Raw genomic sequence first — 22163 nt, forward strand, 5'->3', positions numbered from 1 at the left:
AAAAGAGGGCAGAAGCGATGATATATCGTAGAAGAACTGCCCTTTTTTATAGATATAAATGTACGATAAAATCAGATGCTGAAAATAATCAGCGAATATGATTCTGTTTTTTATCTTTTGATCAAATCAGTACGTTTTTGCAGTTGTATATTTAACTGTTATTTTTTTATGATAAATGATATACTATAGAAACGGCAAAACTTATTGTGAAAGATCGGGGGGATTCGATTGAGACGTAATTTTAATATTACATTTTTGATTTTAATAGTTGTACTTCTGTCCAATGCATTTAGGCGCGGAGCCTTTTCAGATCCTATGAACTGGCTTATGGGAGAGCTTATGATGCTTCCGGGAATAATAATCGGTCTGGCATTTCATGAATTTGCCCATGCTGCGGTAGCATTCAAGTTAGGGGATCCCACTCCTAAGATGCAGGGAAGGGTCACGATAAATCCTTTGGCACATATAGATCCTGTTGGACTTGCGGCGTTGCTGTTTGCAGGTTTTGGCTGGGGTGTACCGGTACAGATAAATCCTTCTAACTTCAAAAAAAGAAGACGGGATGAACTGCTTGTGTCTCTGGCGGGAGTTACCATGAACCTCGTAATAGCTATAGTGTTTGCTATCGTTGCTAAGATATTATATATGACTATGGGACCGAGTTTCCTGTCGGGAAGTGTGGGCAGTATACTGTGGATGATGATTATGTATGTTATACAGATAAATCTTGTTCTGATGATTTTTAATTTGATCCCTTGCCCTCCTCTTGATGGATTTTCGATTATATCTGAGATATTCAATATAAAGCACACAGAGATTTATTGGACTCTTTACAGATACGGAGATTGGATACTCATAGCACTCATAATCTTCGGAATAACAGGAAGAATAATTTCCCCATGTGTAAACTTTCTTTTCGGTATTTTGAGCAGTTTCATAATTTAAGTAAGGTAATAGATAAATGGAGTATTTGAATAAGCTGAACAAAGAACAGAGGGCGGCAGCCATGTATACAGAGGGGCCGCTCCTTATTTTGGCGGGAGCGGGAAGCGGCAAGACAAGCACCATGACTCACCGTATAGTGTATATGACAGAAGAAAAAGGTATCGATCCTTATAATATACTGGCCGTTACATTTACAAACAAAGCGGCGAAGGAGATGAAGGACAGGGTGGAAACTCTTATTGGGCATGGACTCAATTCATGGATATTGACATTCCATTCTGCGTGTCTGCGTATACTCAGAAGTCATGCGGAAGTGCTTGGATACGGCAGAGATTTTGCGGTATATGATCCTACAGATCAGAAGACCATGATAAAAAATATAATAAAGGAACTTGGTATAGATGCAAAGCGATATACCCCTTCCTATTTTCTCGGTATAATAAGCAAATGCAAGGAAAAGCCCATAACGGCGGAAGAATATACGAACGTTTACGGCGATGATATCAAAGCCAAAACAGTGGCTCAAGTCTACGGAATGTATGAAAGGGCTTTGAAGAAAAATAATGCTATGGATTTTGATGATCTTCTTTTGAATACTGTAAGACTTTTTAAAAAGGATGAAACGGTATTGCTCAAATATCAGAACAGATTTAGATACATAATGGTGGATGAATATCAGGACACTAACAGGATGCAGTATATGTTTATCAAAATGCTGGCAGAAGCACATAATAATATCTGTGTAGTAGGGGATGACGATCAGTGCATATATCAGTGGAGAGGGGCAGATATAAGGAACATACTTGAATTTGAAAAGGACTTTAAAGATGTAAAGGTAGTAAAACTGGAGCAGAATTACAGATCTACGTCAAATATCCTTGGTGCAGCTCATTCAGTGATTTCTAATAATAGGAGTAGAAAATCAAAGAAACTATGGACTGACCAGGATGCCGGAAATAAGATTGTATATTATAGAGCAGAGGACGAGCGTGATGAAGCATATTTTATAGCCAGTGAAATAAACAGGATGAAGTCTTCTGATAGGAAGTACAATGATTTCGCTATTCTTTACAGAACTAATTCACAGTCGAGAACCTTTGAGGAGGCCCTTTCAAGGAGGGAGATTCCTTATAGGGTTTTGGGAGGTCTGAGATATTATGACAGAAAAGAAATAAAGGATATAACTTGTTATCTCAGGCTGGTACAGAATAAGGCTGATGATCTTGCCCTTATTAGGATAATAAATGAACCAAAAAGGGGAATAGGGGGAAAGACTCTCGAGAAAATGAGAACTCTTGCTGCTGTCAGGCAGGAAAGTATTTTTAATACTCTGATGGACAGAGAAGTAATATCCTCTTTTTCTTCTAAAATATCTTCCAACATAGAGAGTTTCACAGAACTGATAAACTCATACAGCTCAGAAAAGGAAAATTTGAGGATTTCAGATATTTATGACGGACTTCTTGTCAAATCGGGATACCTGAAGGCGCTTGAAGAACAGAATACTCTTGAGGCCGAGAGTCGTATAGAGAATCTGATGGAGTTCAAATCAGTTATATATAATTATGAAGATGAAGATCCAAATATAACGTTGCCGGAATTTATGGAAAGAATCGCTCTTCTGGCAGAGGTAGATAATCATGATGCCGGGGAAAACGCTGTTGTACTCATGACTATGCATAGTGCTAAAGGACTTGAATTTCCATTTGTGTTTATGCCCGGCATGGAAGATGGGTTGTTTCCGGGATGGCGAGCTTTTGATAGGGAAGATGGTCTTGAAGAAGAACGCAGGCTTTGTTATGTAGGTATAACAAGAGCTAAAGAACGTCTGTGGCTGACGAGCGCAGAGAGAAGGACTCTTTACGGCAAGACTGACTATACGAGAGAATCGCAATTTTTGCGTGAACTGGATAAAAGTTTGATAGAGGGAGATGCTATATTTGAGAAGAAGAAAAGGGATGTGAGTCAGGGAGTATTTTCTGACGGTATAACTGAGGGAAGTTCATTTAAGCCTTTTGATCAATTGAAATATGCAAGGCAACAGATGAAGAAAAATTTGGAAGATAGCTCAGATGATTTGTCTGCAGGTGATATGGTATCGCATCCTAAATTTGGAGAGGGAAAAGTTCTTTCCTGCGACGGAAAGATTGTTCAGATCAGTTTTGACGGGGATGTGAAAAAACTGGCTGTAGGATTCGCTCCTCTCAAAAAGCTTTAAAGGAAGATATGAAAAAGAGGTATAGTCATATGGAAGACAAGCGAAAACTGATGGAAGAAAAAGTAGCTTTTTTAAACAAAGCTGCCAAAGTATATTATCAGGAAAGCAATGAGATAATATCAAATCAGGAGTACGATAAACTTTATGACGAACTGCAGGCTCTGGAAAATGAGACAGGAATAGTTCTTTCGAACAGCCCTACGGTTAATGTGGGTTATCAGGTGGTGAGCAACCTTCCTAAAGAGCGGCATCCTTCACCGATGCTGTCTCTTGATAAAACAAAGGATATTTCTGAACTTAAAGAATGGCTCGGAGAGATGGAGGGCTTATTGTCATGGAAACTGGACGGGCTGACTATAGTTTTGACATATGAGGAAGGAAAGCTTTTAAAAGCTGTTACACGGGGAGATGGCGTGGTCGGAGAAGTAATAACCAATAACGCTAAAGTCTTCGACAATATTCCCCTGGAAATACCGGAAAAGAAAAAAACGGTTGTAAGAGGAGAGGCTGTTATAAGTTATGATGATTTTAATGAAATAAATGATGCCATAGGAGATGCGGATGCGAAGTATAAAAACCCGAGGAATCTTTGCAGCGGGACGGTAAGGCAGCTTAACAATGAGATAACAGCCGAAAGGCATGTGAAATTTTTTGCATTTTCACTTGCAGAGGGTTACGATGCCCAGTTTCGGCATCAGCAGTTTGAGTGGATGAACAGGCAAGGATTTGAGACGGTAGATTATGTGAAAGTATCAGCCGGAACCGTGGAAAGTGAAGTTGAAAACTTTGAGGATCGTATAACGGATTTTCCTCTCCCGTCAGATGGGTTGGTACTGATTTTCGATGATATCATTTATGGTCGTTCTCTTGGTGCCACAGCTAAATTTCCGAGGGATTCCATAGCATTTAAGTGGAAGGATGAGACAAAGCAGACGTATCTTCGGGAAGTATTGTGGAATGTTTCAAGGACAGGACTTATAAATCCCATCGCAATATTTGAGCCGGTGGAGCTGGAAGGGACCACAGTCAGCAGAGCTTCTGTTCATAATCTCAGTATAGTAAGAGAACTGAAGCTGGGGATTGGTGACGAGATAAGCGTTTATAAAGCTAATATGATAATACCTCAGATAGCAGAGAATCTGACTAAGAGCGGAACTGTCACCCCCCCTGATGAGTGCCCTGTATGCGGGAGCAATACTGTTATAAGAGATGATAACGGAGTTGAAACTCTTCACTGTCCTAATTCCCAATGCCCCGCAAAACGAATAAAAGCCTTTACACATTTTGTCAGCAGGAATGCCATGAATATAGAGGGGCTTTCTGAAGCAACGCTGGAAAAATTTGTGGATGAGGGTATGGTAAGAGATTTTGCCGATCTGTTTCAGTTGGAAAAGTGGCGAGAGAGAATCATCACCATGGAAGGTTTCGGAGAGAAATCCTTTGAAAATCTGATAAGTGCGGCCAAAAAAGCAAGTCATACGACGGCTGCCAGACTTCTTTTCAGTCTTGGGATACCTAATATAGGAGTGGCCAATGCAAAGATGATTGCTAAAGAATGTGGTAATGATTGGAGTAAGATATGCAGTCTTACCGAAGATGAGCTTGTTGCTATAGACGGCATAGGAGATATAATGGCTAAGGGGTATGTAGAGTTTTTTCATGACGAGGAAAAGCTGAGGATAATAGAATCACTGATGCCCATGCTTGATTTGCAAGGAGACGACTTGGAAGAGAAAAGCGATAAATTGTCGGGTCTTACTTTTGTCATAACCGGCAAGGTATATTATTTTGAAAACAGAGATGCTGTAAAGAATAAAATAGAAAAAGCAGGAGGTAAAACCTCTTCTTCCGTAAGCAGTAAGACAAGTTATCTTATAAATAATGATATATCTTCAGTTTCGTCTAAAAATAAAAAAGCAAAGGAATTGGGTATCCCTATAATAACAGAAGAAGATTTTTTGAAAATGATAGAGGAATGATATTATGCTAAAAACAGGAAAGTTAGACAGTGATCTGCTGAAGAAACTGGTATTTGATAAGATAACTTACAGAAGCGATAATGTTAAGGTCAGGCCGGGAATAGGAGAAGACTGTGCCGTTGTGGATTTCGGACAATACGATTGTATTATGTCTACTGATCCCATAACGGCGGCTGTAAGTGATATAGGGCGGCTTTCAATTCATATAACATGCAATGATATTGCTTCTAATGGAGTGAGGCCTGTTGGAATAATGCTGGCGGTAATGCTTCCGGAAGGAACTACAGAAGAAGATGTGGAGCATATAATGGGGCAGGCTGCCCAGACAGCAGGAAGTCTGGGGGTGGAGATAATCGGAGGACATACTGAGATAACACCAGCTGTTATACAACCTGTAATAGTGTCTACTGCAATAGGCAGGACTATTTCAGGACATTCGCAGAGCGGCAATGATATGAAGCCGGGGGACTACATAATGATGAGTAAGTCCGTGGGGCTTGAAGGATGCGGTATTATAGCTTGTGATTACGAGGACCGACTCAGGCAAGCACTGACGGAAGATGAGATCAAAAAGGCGAAATCTTTTCTCGATATGGTGAGCGTAGTGGATGAAGGGGTTGCTGCAGGTATTGTCGGCACCCACGGTATGCATGATATAACTGAGGGCGGCATAATGGGCGCCATCTGGGAAATGTGCCAAATATCTCATACCGGTGCGCAGATCTGGCAGGATCAGATACCGATAGAACCTGAAACGGAAAAGATCTGCAGTATTTTTAATATAGATCCTATGCGTTTGATTTCCAGTGGTTCCATGGTTATAGTATCATCTCCTGAGAAAAAGGATGCTATGCTTTCAGCTATGAAAGAGGCAGGAGTACGTTGTACAGTCGTAGGCAGGGTAGAAGAAGGTGATTTCGGGATCATGAAAAAAGAGGCGGACGGATTTTCTCAAATAGAGCCACCCTATGCTGATGAGATATATAAAGTAGTCGGAAAAAAGTAGTTTAAAATCCGAATTATCTCCAATTCGCAAAGTAAATCCTTTCCTCCAGAGAAATGAGGTGTTCTATGAAAAAATTTTACCAGACATTAAAAATATCAAATATAGAAGATTTTGTTGCATATGCAAAAAAACATCCAGAATTTGACGATTTCAGTGAATTGCTCCATTCTTTTACTATCGAAACAGGTGGGTTAAATATTCAATGTGAAAACACTTTAGATATTGAGCAAGCCTGTATCGTTCATACTATTCTCTAATTTGTAAAGTAGATAAATATTAAGGAGGTTGCTATGCAAAGTATACATGATTACTTAGATGAGACAATTATTTTAATTTGTAAAGACATACAAAATTCACTTGATGATACAAATGCTGTAGTTAAGAAGATAGACTCTCTGGCTTCGTTGGTTGAAGCCAGAGCTAAAATAGGGTTTTAATCTTCTTCTATTTTTAGATTTTCTAAAATAGAATTATAAAGTGTTGCAATTTCTTCTCCTTTATGAATATTGTCTTTTAAACCATTTAAAGATAATATGTTAGATTGAATTGCTTGCAATGCTAATTTTTCTGCTAATACTTTTTTGTAACTTTGTTCCATTATAACTCTCCTTTCATAAATAAAATAAGAATCATATTATATCACAAAAACAAAACTCCGACTACTTATCGGAGTTTTTTGATGATTTTCTTTTACCTTTAGGAATTTTAGGGATGACAGTTCCTTGGGTACGAGGACTAATCATATCAAGAGTTTCATAATCATCATCATACATAATTTCATCATGTTTATATAACAAATCAATCGCATATTGATGTTGTTTGAAGCGTGTAACTAAATTATATATGGTTTTCTTATCAGTGTCATTGAGGTCACTAATATCAATAGTTTCATACGGTTCTAATCCTAATATATAATCCGTTGATACTTTGAATAGTTTAGAAAGTTCAACAAGATATTGAGTTGAGGGAATACTTATACCCATTTCCCAAGCATTTATGGCTGAACGAGATAATCCAAGTCTTTTTGCCAGTGTTGTTTGTGTAAATCCGTTTTGTGTACGGAGTTTATTTATGCGTTCTCCTATCATATTAATCACCTCTGTTTCATTATATTGTTTATAAAATGGCATTACATTATCATATTAGATAAATAATTATCACTTTTGATTAAAATAAATTGACAAATGGTGAAATGTTGATATAATTAAATTACAAAAACGCCGAGGTATTGATATGTTAACGAGGTGATGACATGATTAGATTATGTAAGCACTCACAACAGCATGTCATAGAGGAAATACATAAAGGCAGATTAGATGCCGTTTGTTTAAGCTCGGCTAATTTAGTTGATGATATTGTTCTTAAAATGCACTCAAATAAAGTTTTTGATTGTATTACAGAAAATATACCTGATTTGAGAGGAAAGAATATCTGTATACCGTATAAATTGATATGGGCTTGTGCGATAGTTGCTAAAATGAAAATACAGACAAGTTTAGTGGATATTCCGTTTGCTATTAGCGACCATAAAACATTAGCGGAATTTGGATATACGATAAGAGATGACAAAGGTAACTTGAAATCAGGTCTCATGCAGGAGAGCAGTCTTAGATTCCTTTTAGGAAAATATGATGAGATTAAGTTTATAAATGGCTACAATGATGTAGTACAAAAAGGTGTTATGCCTTTAATGAATATAATTCCTGATATACACATATTAGATTGCACAGACTTAGAAGTAAATCTTGATAATGAACATTATGAAAAGTCTGGTATAGCTATTAGTAAGAGAGACAAACAACCAGCAAGAGGATATAAACTTGCAACATTAAGAGGTCTCGTAAAAGATACTGGGATTATTGAAGATATACGTTTCGGAAGTTTAAACATGCATGATATTAAACTTAGTAAAGATATTTTGTTAAACTCTCCTGTTTTAAAAAAGGGAGATATCTTAATCGAAGATAGAGGTTTCTTATCAAGGGAAATTATAAATTATTTAAAGCATAATAGGAATGTTGATGTGTATATACCCCTAAAGAAAAATATGGAAGCTTATGAGATGGCAATTACAAATGCCATAATCCAAAATAAGTGGATTAAACATCCGAGCAGAAAAACTCAGGAAATAACTTTAGTTACTGAAATGGGAGAGTATTGGAGAAGTGACAATATAAGTGAAGATGTTTCATTTAATGCTTGTGTTGTTAGAGAAAATAGTATTGACGAATACTTTGTATTTATTACAACTGATATTGACAGAAGTGCAACAGAGATTATAAAAACATATGAAATAAGAACTGAAATAGAAGAAGATTATAGACAGTTAAAAGACTTCTGGAAAATAGAAGATTTTAAAAGCACTAAATGTAATGTGATATTGTTTCATATTATAAGTGTATTGCTGGGTTATTTATTTTTCCAGTTGTATACTTTATTACCAGAAGGTGAAAAGTTTTTAGGAAAGTCATTACCTGTCATACTGAAAAGTTATATGCCAAAAGTGCAGGCATATGTAATCCTTTATATAGATGACATGTTTGCGATACTCAGTTTGTTTGAGTTGATGGAGTTGTATTCTCATTGCAATGAAGATATAAAGTTATTGTTTAAGCGGGTTTTAAAGGAGAAGTAGGAGTAAATGGAACAACAAAAACAAGAGTTAAATTTTGAAGACAAACCGACGACAATTATAAAGGGTATTAATGTTATAGCTGGAATTACACTTGTGGCTGGATTATTAATAGCTTTAATAGTATTCGGTTCAACAGCCCAACATATGGGAGGTCTTGTGCTTTCTATATATGTATTAGTGTATTCTGTTTTAACTAGTTTTTTACTAAAGGGGTTTTCCAAATTGTTAGAGTTTCAATATGAAACATATAAGGCAATCAAAGAATTACATCAAATGATAAAATAAACAATCCAATTTTATAAACATTTAATTTACTAAAGCCACCTGATTAAGGTGGTTTTTGTTTTTTTAGAAAGGAATAAAAAATGAAATTTACAATAAAAGATGCATTTTTACAGTTAATTTATTTCATACTCCCATTTTATGAGGTTTCTTTTTACGGAATAGGCAAAAAAGATTTAATCCACAGAGCTTGGCATTGGAAACTCCCTTTTAGACCATATTAAATATTGATGGTATTTTTGCTCATATATTTCATGTAGTTCTGGATGATATTTTGTATAGCCTTTCTTTTGTAAAGGCAAGTCTTTTTGAATAGACATGTAAATATAAGCCATCGTAAGGTCGTGGGCTCGTTGTTCATTATCAGTCATTGGGTTCACCTCCTTTCTATAATAAATTATATCACATAATTGGGAATGGTACTATAATAAAATGTTAGTTTGCGAATTAAAACGAATTATCAAAACCCTTGACTCTTATTCATAAAAATAATATAATTACATAGATAAATTGCCTTTTGATGGTTCCGCTTGCATGGTTTGGGTCCTGCGCAATAGGACGCCGTGAACCTTGTCAGGTCCGGAAGGAAGCAGCAATAAGCGGAAGCTCTTATGTGCCGCAGATAAGCCTTCTCCTACGCCTGCGGAGCTTTCAAAGGGCAATTTATATTTTGCCTGTTTTCTCTTAACCATAAGACAGAGGAGTACAGGAACAAATTAAAAAGAGAGGACAGAGCATGTATACAGCGTTGTACAGAGCCTATCGTCCCGAGGTATTTGATGAGATACTGGGGCAGGAGCATATCGTAAAAATTTTAAAGAACCAAATAGATACGGACAGTACGAGCCATGCTTATTTGTTTTGCGGCACCAGAGGAACAGGAAAAACAACGACCGCCAGAATACTGGCAAAGGGACTCAATTGTATCTCACAGGAAGAAAGCAAGCCATGCGGTAAATGCAGTGTATGCATGAGTATAAAAGAAGGCACTTATTTAGATGTCGTGGAAATAGATGCTGCATCTAACAACGGTGTTGATAATATCAGAGAACTTAGAGAAAGTATCAAATATCCTCCTGCATCGGGGAGAAAAAAAGTGTATATCATAGATGAGGTTCATATGCTTTCTTCAGGAGCTTTTAATGCATTACTTAAAACCCTTGAAGAACCTCCCGAATATGTAGTTTTTATATTAGCTACTACAGAACCGCAAAAGCTTCCGGCAACCATATTATCAAGATGTATGAGACTTGACTTTAAAAGAGTGCCTGAAACTTTGCTTATAAAGGGTATGGACGATATCTGCAGGAAGAGAAATATAAATGTGTCAGAAGATGCGCTGAGAATAATAGCGGCTAATGCCGACGGATCTGTGAGGGATGGTCTGAGTATATTGGATCAGTGTATTTCGGGAGGAGATACCGAGGTCGGAGCAAAAGATGTTTTGGAATTTCTCGGGGCCTCTGGTGAAGAAACTTTTATGGAACTTACAGATATGATAAGAAAGGGAAAGACGGCCGATGCACTGCTCCTTATAGATCGAGTGCTGTCTGACGGAAAGGATGTCAGACAGTTTATGAGAGACTGGGTCAATCATTACAGAAATCTTTTGATGACTAAGTTTATAAAGGATCCTCAGAATATCATAAATATGTCTGCGGAGAATATAGACCGGATAAGAAAACAAAGCAGCAGCATAGATATTACAGATATAAACAAGGGGATATTGGAATTATCAAAGACAATGAGGGAAGCCAAATGGTCGACTCAGCCAAGGATACTCTTGGAGTTGGCTGTAGTGAATCTTTCTTCGGAGATGAAGAATATTCCGGAAAAAGACGTATCTGCGCAGAGGTCTGTATATTCATCAAACAATGATAACAGCCAATATGAGGCTTCGGCTAAAACACCGGGGGACACGATGAATACTGATATTCATAGTGCTGATAAAATATCTTCCGGTAAAAATTCAGATGATACGGAAGTATCCGCAGACAAACATTCGTTTGATTATGATGCTGTATGGAAGGCTGTATTTGAAGATGGAGAGGCAGCTAAGGGAAGTTTTTATATAATCGGCAGCGGTAGTATGCTGACAGATATAGGCGAGCATGAATTTACCGTGACAGCGGGATCTGAACATGTAAAAAAACATGCAGAGAAGAACCGGGAGCTTCTGGAAAATCTCATGGAAAAGCATACAGGCAGGAGACGGGCCATGAGACTTGAATTAAATGGCGGAAATATGACTGCCGGAAAGAATAAAACAATAGAGGATGTGGCCAGACAAGCTGAAAGCGTTCTCGGTATAGATGTAGAGATACAGTAATTTATTTGGAGGAAATTGATATGGGCAAAGGAATGAGAGCCGGTAAAAAGCCTAAGGCGCCGGGTATGGGAAATATGCAGAAGCAGATGCAGCAGATGCAGGCGATGCAGAGAAAGATGGATGAGCTTCAGGCGGAGATAGACGAAATGGAAACGGAGGCATCTTCGGGAGGAGGAGCTGTTACAGTGAAGGTTTCCGGAAATAAAGAAATAAAAGATATACAAATAAAACCTGATGTTGTCGACCCCGATGATATCGAAATGCTTCAGGATCTTATTATGGTGGCTGTTAATGAAGCATTGAGACAGATGGAAGAAATCTCGCAAAATGAGATGAACAAGCTTACCGCCGGACTTGGCATACCGGGACTGTAAAAAATGAAATATTATGCTAAACCTTTAAATAAACTGATAAATGAGCTGTCAAAACTTCCAGGGATAGGAGGAAAGACGGCGCAGAGACTTGCTTTCCATATTTTATCTATGGACGATAAATCGGCTGCGGAGCTGGCGGGATCTATAACTGATGCAAAAAAATCAATGACATACTGTTCCGTATGCGGCAATCTTACTGATACAGATCCATGTGTAATATGCTCTGATGAAAGTCGGGACAGAAGTATTATCTGTGTGGTGGAAAGTCCTAAAGATGTTGTAGCTATGGAGAAGATCAGGGAATACAGAGGATATTACCATGTTCTTCACGGCGCTATTTCTCCTATGGATGGAGTAGGCCCTGATGATATAAACCTCAAAAGTCTGATAGTCAGACTTCAAAATGAGGAAGTAAAAGAGCTGGTGATAGCTACCAATCCAAATATCGAAGGGGAAGCGACAGCTATGTATATCGCCAGACTTATAAAGCCTTCCGGAATAAGAGTTACAAGGATAGCTCATGGTATTCCTGTAGGAGGAGATCTGGAATATGCTGATGAGGTAACTCTTCTTAAGGCTATGGAGGGAAGGCGGGAACTATAATAAAGCCTGTGAGTTGTAATAAATTGTACATACCTGAAATATATTTAAGAGACGAGATTTATTGTCTCTTATTTTTTATCATCAGGAGGTAGATTATAATGGATTTCGGAATGGAAGCAGGCATATTTCTGGCATATACAGCGGGTCTGATGCTTATTTATTTTTTTGGAAAGATACTCATTGTTCCTATTAAAAGTCTTATCAAACTATTGTTCAACGGTGTCATGGGAGGCATATTACTCGTTGTTATAAATTTGATCGGAGGATTTGCGGGGCTTTCCGTACCCGTGAATTTTATTACCGTATTTATAGCAGGACTTTTGGGAGTTCCCGGTATAGCAGGGCTTTTAATATATTTTTCTTTATTTTAGATAAAATGCCCGAGTATAATAAAAAGCGGATCATATCTTAGTCGTCTGTGTATTTAGAAGTTTTATGGCTTCCGAGGCAGCTGCTGCCCCGTCGGAGGCAGCGGTCACTAACTGTCTCAGCTCTTTTGACCTGCAGTCTCCGGCTGCGAATACCCCGATTGTACGAGTTTTACAGGTTTCATCCGCAATGATATATCCGTTTTCGTCAAGATCCGTTATATTGGAAAATGAGCTGTTCTGAGGTATTTGACCTATAGCTGTAAACAGACATTCTATTTCAAGAACTTCGGCGAAAGTTTCCTGAGAATGTCCGTTTTCGACGTTTTTATAGGATTGTTCGTAACTGCTGCCGGAAATTGGATCAGAAGACTTCCTTTCTGTGAGGATCTCTATTTTTTCAAGAAAATCTTTTCCATGAAGCCCGATTACCTTTGTATTGAATAAAATTTTTATATTTTTTGATTCAAATACACGTTTCTGAAGTGTATTTTCTCCGGAAAATTTGTCGCGCCGATGTATCAGGTAAACTTCTTTACATAGAAGGGAGAGGTAGAGAGCTTCTTCCAGAGCTGTATTTCCGCCTCCCACAACGGCTACGGTTTTATTTTTATAAAAGGCTCCGTCACATGTAGCGCAGTATGAGATTCCTTTTCCGATAAATTTTTCTTCTCCCGGAAGTGAGAGAGCCCTGTTTTTTGTTCCCACGGCTATTATGGCTGTCCTACATTTATAAGAATCTTTCTTCCCCTCTATGATTATTATGCTATCTTCGGTTCGGACAGATAATACGTCATCATTTGCTTTATCAGCGTTCATTCTGTCAATTTGCTGATAAAGGTCAAGAGCAAATGAATATCCCTTTATCGATGAAAGACCCGGATAGTTTTCTATTTCAGATGTGGAAATTATTTGACCTCCGAAAACGCTTCTTTCTATGATCAGTACATCTTTACCTGATCGGCATCCATAAATAGCAGCAGTCATTCCTGCTATGCCTCCGCCTATGATTGTTATATCGTAGATTTTTTTCAAAATATTACCTCCATAAATAAGACAAAATTGCCTTGATTTTTTAATGATTTTGCGAAATAATTGTTATACTCCGAAACACAAATAAAAAGGAGTTTTCAGAGTATTCCGCATATTGGTTTATGCTTGATTATTGCATATATATATATGTATAATAAACATGATAATTTATCTCACCAGTTATTTTTTATTAGGAGGATTATATGGGCACTATACTTTTTCTTATTGGTTTTCCAATAATTATTGCCTTGATTCTTTTAGTAAGTAAAGAGGATAAGGTCAGAGACATAGTAGTAAAGATCGCCGCATTTGTGATTGCGGCCACTGCTATCGTCGTGGCTGTCCAGTATTTCAAATCAGGCGGAACTACATTTGCGTTCCATAATGAAATTGTTAATTATGTTATGATGGGTATTGAAGCGCTGCTTGCGCTGTATATCGTCATCATAGGCATAAAACACAAGAAATATCTGGCATCACTTTTTGCTATCATCCAAACACCTTTGCTGATTTGGTTTGAACTTACTAAAGCTCATGGCATTGAAGTCCAGAACAACATGTACGTTGACAGACTTTCGATAATCATGATTTTGATTATTGGTATTATTGGCTCTTTGATAACCGTTTATGCGTTGGGATACATGAAAGATTTCCAGCATCATCATTCCGATGAAAAAGACAGGAGACCTTGGTTCTTTTTTGTAATGTTTATTTTCCTTGGAGCGATGATCGGTCTGGTAACTTCCAACAACATGATCTGGATGTATTTCTTCTGGGAGATTACCAGCTTATCTTCATTCTGGCTTATCGGCTTTACAAAGACGAAAGAAGCTACAAACAATGCATTCAGAGCATTAATAATGAACCTTCTCGGCGGACTGGGATTTGCTGTAGGTATCGTTATACTGGGAACTGTATTTGGAACCATTGAACTAAATACTATGATTATGATCGGATCTGTTTACGGTGATCTTATTGCTATTCCTGCAGCGTTCTTTGCTTTCGCAGGTATTACAAAGGCTGCTCAGATGCCGTTTAACAGTTGGCTGCTGGGAGCTATGGTAGCGCCTACGCCTACATCTGCTCTGCTTCACTCATCAACTATGGTAAAAGCAGGCGTATTTATGATAATAAAATTGTCCCCTGTTTTAGGAATGGGAAACTTTGCAGGAATTATGACTATGATGGTCGGCGGAATAACATTCCTTCTGGCAACATTTGCAGCCGTATCTCAGAGCAATGCGAAGAGAGTCCTTGCTTATTCGACTATTGCTAATTTGGGTTTGATAGTAACATGTGGAGGCATAGGAACTGCCGAAGCAGTATGGGCAGGCATTATGCTAATAATATTTCACGCTGTTACAAAATCGCTGCTGTTCCTGTGTGTTGGAACTGCGGAACATAATATCGGCAGCAGAGATATCGAAGATATGGATGGTTTGTTTGTAAGAATGCCTAGACTGGCAGCATTTATGATGATCGGGATAGCGGGTATGTTCCTTGCTCCTTTCGGTATGCTGATTTCAAAATGGGCAGCAATGACATCATTTGTTGATTCAGGGAATGTGATACTCGTAGGTATAATCTGTTTCGGCAGTGCTGTCACAGCGTTCTACTGGATCAAATGGATGGGTAAACTTTCAGCTATTGTTGCAAATGAAAAGAACATACAGCAGAACGTACATAAAGAGGAATGGTTTGTTCAGGGTACGCTGGTAGTGCTTACTATATTGGTATGTCTTATATTCCCTCTCGTTTCCATGTATATGCTGGTTCCTTATCTGGAAGGTGTGTTCGGAGGCTTGGCATCAGCAGTTCTTTCGTCTAACAATATGATAATAATGGTAGTTATGCTCGTATTCATCATACTCATTACAGGATTCTGCTTTGGAAAATCCAAGAAAAAGATTGTTCCGATATACCTTGCAGGTGTTAATGAAGGGGATAACAGAACTTATAAAGGATCAATGGGTAAGGATGTTCAGTTCTCATTGAGAAACTGGCATATGGACAAATACTTCGGAGAAAAGAAGATGAATCTTATCGGCGGTATATTGACTACTGCCATGATAATAATAGGACTTGGCATAATGATAGGAACGCTTGTCAGCCTGTTGGGAGGTGTTGCATAATGATTATTAAAACAATAATATCTGTGATTGCATACCTGATTCTGGCTCCTCTGGCAGGAGGACTTCTGGCAGGTCTCGACAGAAAACTTTCTGCAAGAATGCAGAGAAGAGTGGGTCCGCCTATTCTTCAGCCTTTCTACGATGTACTGAAGTTGTTTGAAAAGGAAAAGCAGACGGTAACGAAAGTACAGGATTATTATGTAATGCTGTTTGTGATTTTCGTGATGGCATCGGGAGCTATATTCTTTGCAGGGGGTGATTTGCTTCTTGTAATATTTACGCTGACTATAGCAAGCGCATTCCTGATAATAGCTGCGTTTTCATCCAATTCACCTTATGCTCAGGTTGGAGCAGAAAGAGAACTTCTGCAGATGATGGCATATGAGCCTATGGTATTGATGACAGCTATTGGTTTCTATATGTACTGCGGAAGCTTTACCGTGTCGGATATTATCGGCGGAACATCAATGCCGTTCCTTCCGCTTATCGGTATTTTTGCGGGGTTTGTATTTATACTGACTATTAAGTTCAGAAAATCTCCGTTTGACCTGAGTATGTCACACCATGCTCATCAGGAATTGGTAAGAGGTCTCACTACAGAATTTTCCGGAAGAACATTAGGATGGATTGAGATTTCGCACTGGTATGAAAACATTTTCCTGCTGGGATTTGTGTTCCTGTTCTTTGCCAACGGTACAGTTTGGGGAACTATTATAGGCGTAGTTGTAGCTATAGTAGCGTACTTCTTCGAAGTTCTCATTGATAACAGCTTTGCGAGAATGAAGTGGCAGTTTGCTTTTAAGGCGGCGTGGATAGTTGCTCTTGTCTGCGGCGTGATCAATATTTTCGTATTGTATTTGATAGTGTAAAGGAGGTGTGGAAATGTCATATATTGCGAAATCACCATGGGTCATACATTATGATGGATCCAGCTGCAACGGATGTGATATAGAAGTCTTGGCATGTCTTACACCTATGTATGACGTGGAAAGATTCGGTATAATAAATACGGGAAATCCTAAACATGCGGACGTATTTCTTGTAACGGGATCCGTTAACGAACAGAATAAAGATGTTGTAAAACAAATATACGAACAGATGCCTGAGCCCAAGGTAGTTGTAGCTGTTGGAATATGTGCATGTTCTGCGGGAATTTTCAAGCAGTGCTATAATATTATGGGCGGTGTTGACAGTGTTATACCGGTAGATGTTTATGTTCCGGGATGCGCTGCAAGACCTGAAGCTATAATAGATGGTGTAGTGAAGGGTTTGGCTGTTCTTCAGGAAAAGAGAGATAATATGAAGAAACTCGGAATATCTGAAGAAAAGACTGAAGAAGGAGGGGAGAACTGATGAGTGAGAGAGTAGACGTTAAACAGAACTTTACACCTGTAGAACTTTCCCAACTTCTTACAAAAGTTAAGGACTTGAAAGATGAAGGCTATAGATTTGCGCAGGCATGCGCTACTGTGGTAGATGATAAATTTGAAATATTGTATTCTTTTGATAAGGAATATAAGTTATTGAATTTAAGATTGGTTATTTCCCAGGGAGAAGAAGTAGAAAGTATAACAGGAATATATTGGCCTGCATTCATATATGAAAATGAAATGCGCGACCTGTTCGGCATTCAGTTCAATCATATGGAACTGGATTATCAGGGCAACTTCTTTAAAGTTGCTGAACCTACTCCATGGAGTCCGAAGAAATAGGAAAGGAAGGTAATGATATGGGTAAGAAAACTATAATTCCTTTCGGACCACAGCATCCGGTACTTCCCGAACCTGTTCATATCGATTTAGTGGTTGAAGATGAAACGGTTGTGGAAGCTATCCCGTCTATCGGATTTATCCATAGAGGATTGGAAAAGCTAGTGGAAAAAAGGGACTATACCCAGATGGTATATGTTATAGAACGTATTTGCGGTATCTGTAGTTTCGGACATGGTTGGGGTGCGGCTTCAGCTATAGAAGGAGCTATGAACGTAAAGGTTCCCGAGAGAGCAGAGTATTTGAGAACTATACTTCATGAATTGTCAAGACTGCACAGTCATTTGCTGTGGCTCGGCTTGCTGGCAGATGCATTTGGATTTGAGAGTTTGTTCATGCACTGCTGGAGAATAAGAGAGACTATACTGGATATTCTCGAGAAAACTACAGGCGGCAGAGTTATTTTCTCTATCTGCAAAGTAGGTGGTCTTAGAAAAGATATAGATAATGAGACTCTTAGGGAAATTTCAGAAACGCTGGAAGGTATCAAGGCGGAATTAAAAGATATAACTACAGTGTTTATAGAAGATGATTCTGTTAAAAACAGATTGTGTGGTGTCGGAGTGTTATCTAAAGAAGATGCTATCGAATTGTGTGCTGTAGGCCCTGTTGCAAGAGGATCCGGTGTAGGTCAGGATATGAGAATGACAGATAATCATGGTGTTTATAAAGATCTGGATTTTGAACCTGTGGTTGAAGAAGCAGGAGACTGTTATGCAAGATGTAAGGTTAGAATTGGCGAAGTATTTCAGTCAATAGAGCTGATAAAGAAAGCTGTAGATAAAATTCCTGATGGTCCTGTGGATGTTCCTGTGAAAGGTAATGTTGAGGGCGAATATATGGTAAGACTTGAACAGCCTAGAGGCGAGGCTTACTACTATGCTAAAGGAGCCGGAACTAAATTCTTACAGAGAATGCGTGTCAGAACACCGACCAATATGAATATTCCTGCATTGGTTAAAATTCTGCAGGGCTGTGATTTGGCAGATGTGCCTATGATGGTACTTACGATTGACCCTTGTATAAGTTGTACAGAAAGGTAGGTGAGAGTTAATGGGAGCTTTTAAAATTGCAAAGACAGTATTGAAAAGCGCATTCAAAAAGCCTGCGACTCTCATGTATCCTGTAGTGGAAAGAGAATGGCAGGAAAGGACAAGAGGCAGCATCGACATCGAAGCTGAAAAATGTATCCTTTGCGGTATATGTTCTAAAAGATGTCCGGCGGATGCTATAAATGTAGACAGAAAAGGCGGAAAATGGGAGATTCACAGAATGCAGTGTGTTCAGTGCGGAGAATGTGTTGAAGCCTGCCCTAAGAAGTGCCTTGAAATGAATCCTAAATATACAGAGCCGGGTGCCGAAAAGGTTATTGATATCGTTGATGTCGAGGTTAAAAAGCCTGCTCCTAAAGCTGATAAGGAAGACGGTAAAAAGAATGACGACAAGAAAACGGATAGCAATGCAGTAGAAGCATCAGATGATGACAAGCTTGTATGTGATCTTGATGCCTGTGTTTACTGCGGATTGTGTGCTAAAACTTGCCCGTGTGATGCATTAGAGGTTGACAGAAAGGCCAAGGTATGGAAAGTTGACGATGATGCTTGTGTAAAATGCGGAGCATGTGTAGATAAATGCCCTAAGAAGTGTTTGTCCATAGGAGCGCCTTCTGATACAGCAGCTTCGGAAAATGAAGAAGCGGAGCAGGATGCTGAACCTGTTGCTAAATCCGTTCCTGTAGTAGATGAGGAAAAATGCGTTTATTGTAATATGTGTGCCAATGAATGTCCTTCTGAGGCTATTTCAGCGGAGATTGACAACTGGACTCTTGAAGAAGAAAAATGCGTAAGCTGCGGAGCATGCGTAGATGTTTGCCCTGCTGACGCCCTTACGATGGAGACCGTAAAATAAGAGTTAACAATAATCGGTAAAGTATTGTGATATGCAGACAGGGTTAGCCCTGTTTGCATATTTTTTCTGTAAAAATCTTGACATTGACAGCGTTGTAATATACAATTATTTAGCGACTTTGTGTGAATAATCAAATAAGGGCAGGTGCTGCTCTTACTTTAAGTTAAACGGAGGACAGATAAAATGAGAGTAAAAGTTACACTTGCTTGCACAGAATGTAAGCAGAGAAATTACAATACGGTAAAGAATAAGAAAAATACTGCGGACCGTATAGAAATCAACAAATATTGCAAGTTCTGCAAGAAGCACACGCTTCATAAGGAAACCAAGTAAGGGAGAATTACTATGGCAAAAACGTCAAAGGAAAAAGGCACCAGTACAGCCAGGCAGAGAGCTGTTGCGGCGTCCACTCGCAATAAAAAGAAAAAAGGCGGAATAAAAGAGTATTTCAAGGGTGTAAAACTGGAAATGAAGAAAGTGGTATGGCCTACGAAAAAGGAACTCGGCTCTTTTACTGCGGTAGTACTTGTTACTTGTGTGGTATTTGCAGCGGTATTCTGGGCAGTTGACACAGGCGTATTAGCAGCTATTAAAGCCGTATGTTTCTAAAGCATGTATGGATAAGGAGCTCAGAAGTACAATGTGTGAAAACAATGAAATGAAAAAATTGGACCTGGAAGGTCTTGAGGGCCTGAGAGGTGACGGCGAAGCTAAATGGTATGTCGTGCACACTTATTCCGGTCATGAAAACAAGGTGAAAGTCAATATCGAGAAAATAGTTGAAAACAGAGGTATGCAGAACCTTATCCTCGACGTAATCGTGCCAACAGAAGACAGAGTAGAAGTTAAAAACGGACAGCGTAAGGTTAAGACCAGAAAAATGTTTCCGGGATATGTTCTCGTAAAGATGATAGTAACTAATGAATCATGGTATCTCGTAAGAAATACACAAGGCGTTACGGGATTTGTAGGACATGGTTCGGATCCTATTCCTCTTACAATGGAAGAAGTAAGGAGAATGGGAATAGAGAAAATATATATTGATCTGGATATAGATGTTGGCGATACAGTGAAGGTTATTAACGGACCTTTCGAAAACTTCATGGGAGTTGTGGAAGAAGTTAATATGGAGAAACAGACACTGAAGGCAAAAGTATCTATGTTCGGAAGAGACACGCCTGTAGAGTTGGATTTTGCTCAGGTGGACAAACTTTAGTAAAATACACTTTTACATTAAATCTACCCTATTATAAGGGGAATAATAAAGAAAGGAGATGGATTGAATGGCAAAGAAAATTGAAGGATATATAAAACTTCAGATTCCTGCTGGGAACGCAAACCCTGCGCCTCCTGTCGGACCTGCTTTAGGTCAGCATGGTGTTAATATCATGGATTTCTGTAAGCAGTTCAACGCTAAAACGCAGGATCAGCCCGGAATGATCATTCCTGTAGTAATTACTGTTTATGCAGATCACTCGTTTTCATTTATTTGTAAAACACCTCCTGCAGCAGTATTGCTTAAGAAGGCTGCAGGTCTTGAGTCAGCTTCAGGCGAGCCTAACAAGACAAAGGTTGCTACACTGACAAGAGCTCAGGCTGAGGAGATTGCGAAGACAAAGATGCCGGATCTTAATGCGGCAAGTCTTGAAGCAGCTACCGAAATGATTAAGGGAACTGCAAGAAGTATGGGAATCGTTATTGAAGACTAAGCGAGAGTGGGAGATTCTTTGTTTAAAAGTCAGAGGATCGTTAATACCACAAGGAGGAATAAAATGCCTAAAAGAGGTAAAAAGTATCAGGATTCCGTAAAGGAATATAACAAAGCGGAAGTTTATGATGTAGAACAGGCTATGGATATAGTAGTTAAAACTTCCAAAGCAAAGTTTGATGAAACTATTGAACTTCATGCACGTCTCGGCGTTGACGGAAGACATGCTGATCAGCAGGTCAGAGGAGCTATCGTGCTGCCTCACGGCGTTGGTAAGACAAAAAAAGTTCTGGTTTTTGCTAAGGGTCCTAAGGCTACAGAAGCAGAAGAAGCCGGTGCAGATTTTGTAGGTGCTGAGGAAATGGCTCAGAAGATCCAGAGTGAGGGATGGTTTGATTTCGATGTTGTTATAGCTACTCCGGATATGATGAGTGTTGTAGGAAGACTTGGTAAAGTCTTGGGTCCTAAAGGTCTGATGCCTAACCCTAAATCGGGTACGGTAACTATGGACGTGGCTAAGGCAATAGAAGAAGTTAAGGCAGGTAAAGTAGAATATCGTTTGGATAAGGCCAACATAATTCATACGCCAATAGGCAAGACTTCATTTGGCGCTGACAAGCTTGCTGATAACTTCAATGCTATAATGGGAGCTATCATTAAAGCTAAGCCTGCGTCTGCCAAAGGTCAGTATCTGAAGAGTGTAGTAGTTACTTCTACTATGGGACCTGGAGTAAAGATCAATCCTATGAAATTAGGATAGGTCAAAATTAAATAAGAAAATAATCGACCGTAGACAGCGGGTGGAATGGGATATTCCTTAATTTCCCGCCGAGGTACAATGTAAATACATGTGCCTTGTTGTCCTGCGGACAGCA

At 38.9% G+C, this 22163-nt stretch carries 27 protein-coding genes, 1 other RNA gene and 1 other annotated feature; of the genes, 24 read left to right on the forward strand and 4 right to left on the reverse strand.

Annotation, left to right across the window (positions count from 1 at the left end; translation table 11 throughout):
- The first annotated feature begins 228 nt into the window (after window positions 1-228).
- From ACLR96_RS01165 to ACLR96_RS01190, 6 genes are all read left to right on the forward strand, one after another.
- Window positions 229-945: a site-2 protease family protein gene (locus ACLR96_RS01165; RefSeq protein WP_177267473.1), complete on the forward strand. Its 717-nt coding sequence runs from the start codon at window positions 229-231 to the stop codon at window positions 943-945.
- Window positions 946-961: 16 nt separating this feature from the next.
- Complete coding sequence (locus tag ACLR96_RS01170) at window positions 962-3163, forward strand: UvrD-helicase domain-containing protein (protein WP_177267472.1); 2202 nt, start codon at window positions 962-964, stop codon at window positions 3161-3163.
- A gap of 29 nt (window positions 3164-3192) precedes the next feature.
- Window positions 3193-5142, forward strand: a complete 1950-nt coding sequence (ligA, locus tag ACLR96_RS01175; protein ID WP_177267502.1) for an NAD-dependent DNA ligase LigA — start codon at window positions 3193-3195, stop codon at window positions 5140-5142.
- Between the two features lie 4 nt (window positions 5143-5146).
- On the forward strand, window positions 5147-6148 hold the full coding sequence (locus ACLR96_RS01180; RefSeq protein WP_177267471.1) for an AIR synthase-related protein: 1002 nt from the start codon (window positions 5147-5149) through the stop codon (window positions 6146-6148).
- A gap of 65 nt (window positions 6149-6213) precedes the next feature.
- Window positions 6214-6405, forward strand: coding sequence for a hypothetical protein (locus tag ACLR96_RS01185; RefSeq protein WP_177267470.1), 192 nt, complete (start codon window positions 6214-6216; stop codon window positions 6403-6405).
- Between the two features lie 33 nt (window positions 6406-6438).
- Window positions 6439-6585, forward strand: coding sequence for a hypothetical protein (locus tag ACLR96_RS01190; protein WP_177267469.1), 147 nt, complete (start codon window positions 6439-6441; stop codon window positions 6583-6585).
- Here ACLR96_RS01190 and ACLR96_RS01195 read toward each other — a convergent pair.
- Both ACLR96_RS01195 and ACLR96_RS01200 read right to left on the reverse strand, forming a co-directional pair.
- Window positions 6582-6746 (reverse strand): hypothetical protein, encoded by a 165-nt coding sequence (locus tag ACLR96_RS01195; protein ID WP_177267468.1) that lies wholly within the window; start codon window positions 6744-6746, stop codon window positions 6582-6584. The genes ACLR96_RS01190 and ACLR96_RS01195 overlap by 4 nt on opposite strands.
- Window positions 6747-6807: 61 nt before the next feature.
- A complete protein-coding gene (locus ACLR96_RS01200) occupies window positions 6808-7236 on the reverse strand; it encodes a helix-turn-helix domain-containing protein (protein WP_177267467.1) in 429 nt (142 codons plus the stop codon).
- A gap of 164 nt (window positions 7237-7400) precedes the next feature.
- Between ACLR96_RS01200 and ACLR96_RS01205 the strand changes: the two genes are divergently transcribed.
- Together ACLR96_RS01205 and ACLR96_RS01210 are read left to right on the forward strand one after the other, a co-directional pair.
- On the forward strand, window positions 7401-8783 hold the full coding sequence (locus ACLR96_RS01205) for a transposase (protein WP_177267466.1): 1383 nt from the start codon (window positions 7401-7403) through the stop codon (window positions 8781-8783).
- Between the two features lie 6 nt (window positions 8784-8789).
- Entirely contained in the window at window positions 8790-9068 is a 279-nt protein-coding gene (locus ACLR96_RS01210; RefSeq protein WP_177267465.1) for a hypothetical protein, read from the forward strand.
- A gap of 173 nt (window positions 9069-9241) precedes the next feature.
- Here ACLR96_RS01210 and ACLR96_RS01215 read toward each other — a convergent pair whose 3' ends face one another.
- A complete protein-coding gene (locus tag ACLR96_RS01215; RefSeq protein ID WP_177267464.1) occupies window positions 9242-9436 on the reverse strand; it encodes a hypothetical protein in 195 nt (64 codons plus the stop codon).
- A gap of 166 nt (window positions 9437-9602) precedes the next feature.
- Between ACLR96_RS01215 and ffs the strand changes: the two genes are divergently transcribed.
- The 5 genes from ffs to ACLR96_RS01240 all read left to right on the forward strand — a co-directional run bounded on the left by ffs (window position 9603) and on the right by ACLR96_RS01240 (window position 12742).
- Window positions 9603-9702, forward strand: an RNA gene (ffs, locus tag ACLR96_RS01220) — signal recognition particle sRNA small type.
- Window positions 9703-9801: 99 nt separating this feature from the next.
- Entirely contained in the window at window positions 9802-11394 is a 1593-nt protein-coding gene (gene dnaX / locus ACLR96_RS01225; RefSeq protein WP_177267463.1) for a DNA polymerase III subunit gamma/tau, read from the forward strand.
- Between the two features lie 20 nt (window positions 11395-11414).
- Entirely contained in the window at window positions 11415-11768 is a 354-nt protein-coding gene (locus tag ACLR96_RS01230) for a YbaB/EbfC family nucleoid-associated protein (protein ID WP_412265076.1), read from the forward strand.
- Window positions 11769-11771: 3 nt separating this feature from the next.
- Complete coding sequence (gene recR, locus ACLR96_RS01235; protein WP_177267461.1) at window positions 11772-12371, forward strand: recombination mediator RecR; 600 nt, start codon at window positions 11772-11774, stop codon at window positions 12369-12371.
- Between the two features lie 98 nt (window positions 12372-12469).
- Window positions 12470-12742 carry a pro-sigmaK processing inhibitor BofA family protein gene (locus ACLR96_RS01240; RefSeq protein ID WP_243206933.1) on the forward strand — a complete coding sequence of 91 codons (273 nt, stop codon included), beginning with the start codon at window positions 12470-12472 and terminating at the stop codon, window positions 12740-12742.
- 30 nt (window positions 12743-12772) lie between these two features.
- Here ACLR96_RS01240 and ACLR96_RS01245 read toward each other — a convergent pair whose 3' ends face one another.
- Window positions 12773-13774, reverse strand: coding sequence for an NAD(P)/FAD-dependent oxidoreductase (locus tag ACLR96_RS01245; RefSeq protein WP_412265077.1), 1002 nt, complete (start codon window positions 13772-13774; stop codon window positions 12773-12775).
- A gap of 200 nt (window positions 13775-13974) precedes the next feature.
- Here ACLR96_RS01245 and ACLR96_RS01250 point away from each other — a divergent pair, with 200 nt between their 5' ends.
- From ACLR96_RS01250 to rplA, 11 genes are all read left to right on the forward strand, one after another.
- The gene (locus ACLR96_RS01250; RefSeq protein ID WP_177267460.1) at window positions 13975-15903 is read left to right on the forward strand and encodes an NADH-quinone oxidoreductase subunit L; all 1929 of its coding nucleotides are present in this window, start codon (window positions 13975-13977) and stop codon (window positions 15901-15903) included.
- Window positions 15903-16772: a respiratory chain complex I subunit 1 family protein gene (locus ACLR96_RS01255; protein WP_177267459.1), complete on the forward strand. Its 870-nt coding sequence runs from the start codon at window positions 15903-15905 to the stop codon at window positions 16770-16772. The genes ACLR96_RS01250 and ACLR96_RS01255 overlap by 1 nt, the downstream gene beginning before the upstream one ends.
- A gap of 13 nt (window positions 16773-16785) precedes the next feature.
- The gene (locus ACLR96_RS01260; protein ID WP_177267458.1) at window positions 16786-17256 is read left to right on the forward strand and encodes an NADH-quinone oxidoreductase subunit B family protein; all 471 of its coding nucleotides are present in this window, start codon (window positions 16786-16788) and stop codon (window positions 17254-17256) included.
- Window positions 17256-17615 carry an NADH-quinone oxidoreductase subunit C gene (locus ACLR96_RS01265; RefSeq protein WP_177267457.1) on the forward strand — a complete coding sequence of 120 codons (360 nt, stop codon included), beginning with the start codon at window positions 17256-17258 and terminating at the stop codon, window positions 17613-17615. Before ACLR96_RS01260 ends, ACLR96_RS01265 begins: the two co-directional genes overlap by 1 nt.
- A gap of 17 nt (window positions 17616-17632) precedes the next feature.
- Window positions 17633-18715, forward strand: coding sequence for a nickel-dependent hydrogenase large subunit (locus tag ACLR96_RS01270; RefSeq protein WP_177267456.1), 1083 nt, complete (start codon window positions 17633-17635; stop codon window positions 18713-18715).
- Window positions 18716-18725: 10 nt separating this feature from the next.
- Window positions 18726-19580, forward strand: coding sequence for a 4Fe-4S binding protein (locus tag ACLR96_RS01275; RefSeq protein ID WP_177267455.1), 855 nt, complete (start codon window positions 18726-18728; stop codon window positions 19578-19580).
- A 183-nt stretch (window positions 19581-19763) separates the two neighbouring features.
- A complete protein-coding gene (gene rpmG, locus ACLR96_RS01280) occupies window positions 19764-19913 on the forward strand; it encodes a 50S ribosomal protein L33 (protein WP_177267454.1) in 150 nt (49 codons plus the stop codon).
- Window positions 19914-19925: 12 nt separating this feature from the next.
- On the forward strand, window positions 19926-20189 hold the full coding sequence (gene secE, locus ACLR96_RS01285; RefSeq protein ID WP_177267453.1) for a preprotein translocase subunit SecE: 264 nt from the start codon (window positions 19926-19928) through the stop codon (window positions 20187-20189).
- A 49-nt stretch (window positions 20190-20238) separates the two neighbouring features.
- A complete protein-coding gene (gene nusG, locus ACLR96_RS01290) occupies window positions 20239-20796 on the forward strand; it encodes a transcription termination/antitermination protein NusG (protein ID WP_177267452.1) in 558 nt (185 codons plus the stop codon).
- 67 nt (window positions 20797-20863) lie between these two features.
- Window positions 20864-21289, forward strand: a complete 426-nt coding sequence (rplK, locus tag ACLR96_RS01295; protein ID WP_147593182.1) for a 50S ribosomal protein L11 — start codon at window positions 20864-20866, stop codon at window positions 21287-21289.
- Window positions 21290-21352: 63 nt separating this feature from the next.
- Window positions 21353-22048, forward strand: coding sequence for a 50S ribosomal protein L1 (rplA, locus tag ACLR96_RS01300; protein WP_177267451.1), 696 nt, complete (start codon window positions 21353-21355; stop codon window positions 22046-22048).
- A 9-nt stretch (window positions 22049-22057) separates the two neighbouring features.
- Window positions 22058-22163: a sequence feature (ribosomal protein L10 leader region), on the forward strand. This feature is flagged as partial in the annotation.

Origin of the sequence: Lentihominibacter sp., assembly GCF_046951855.1 — a bacterium.
GTDB classification, from domain to species: domain Bacteria; phylum Bacillota; class Clostridia; order Peptostreptococcales; family Anaerovoracaceae; genus Lentihominibacter; species Lentihominibacter hominis.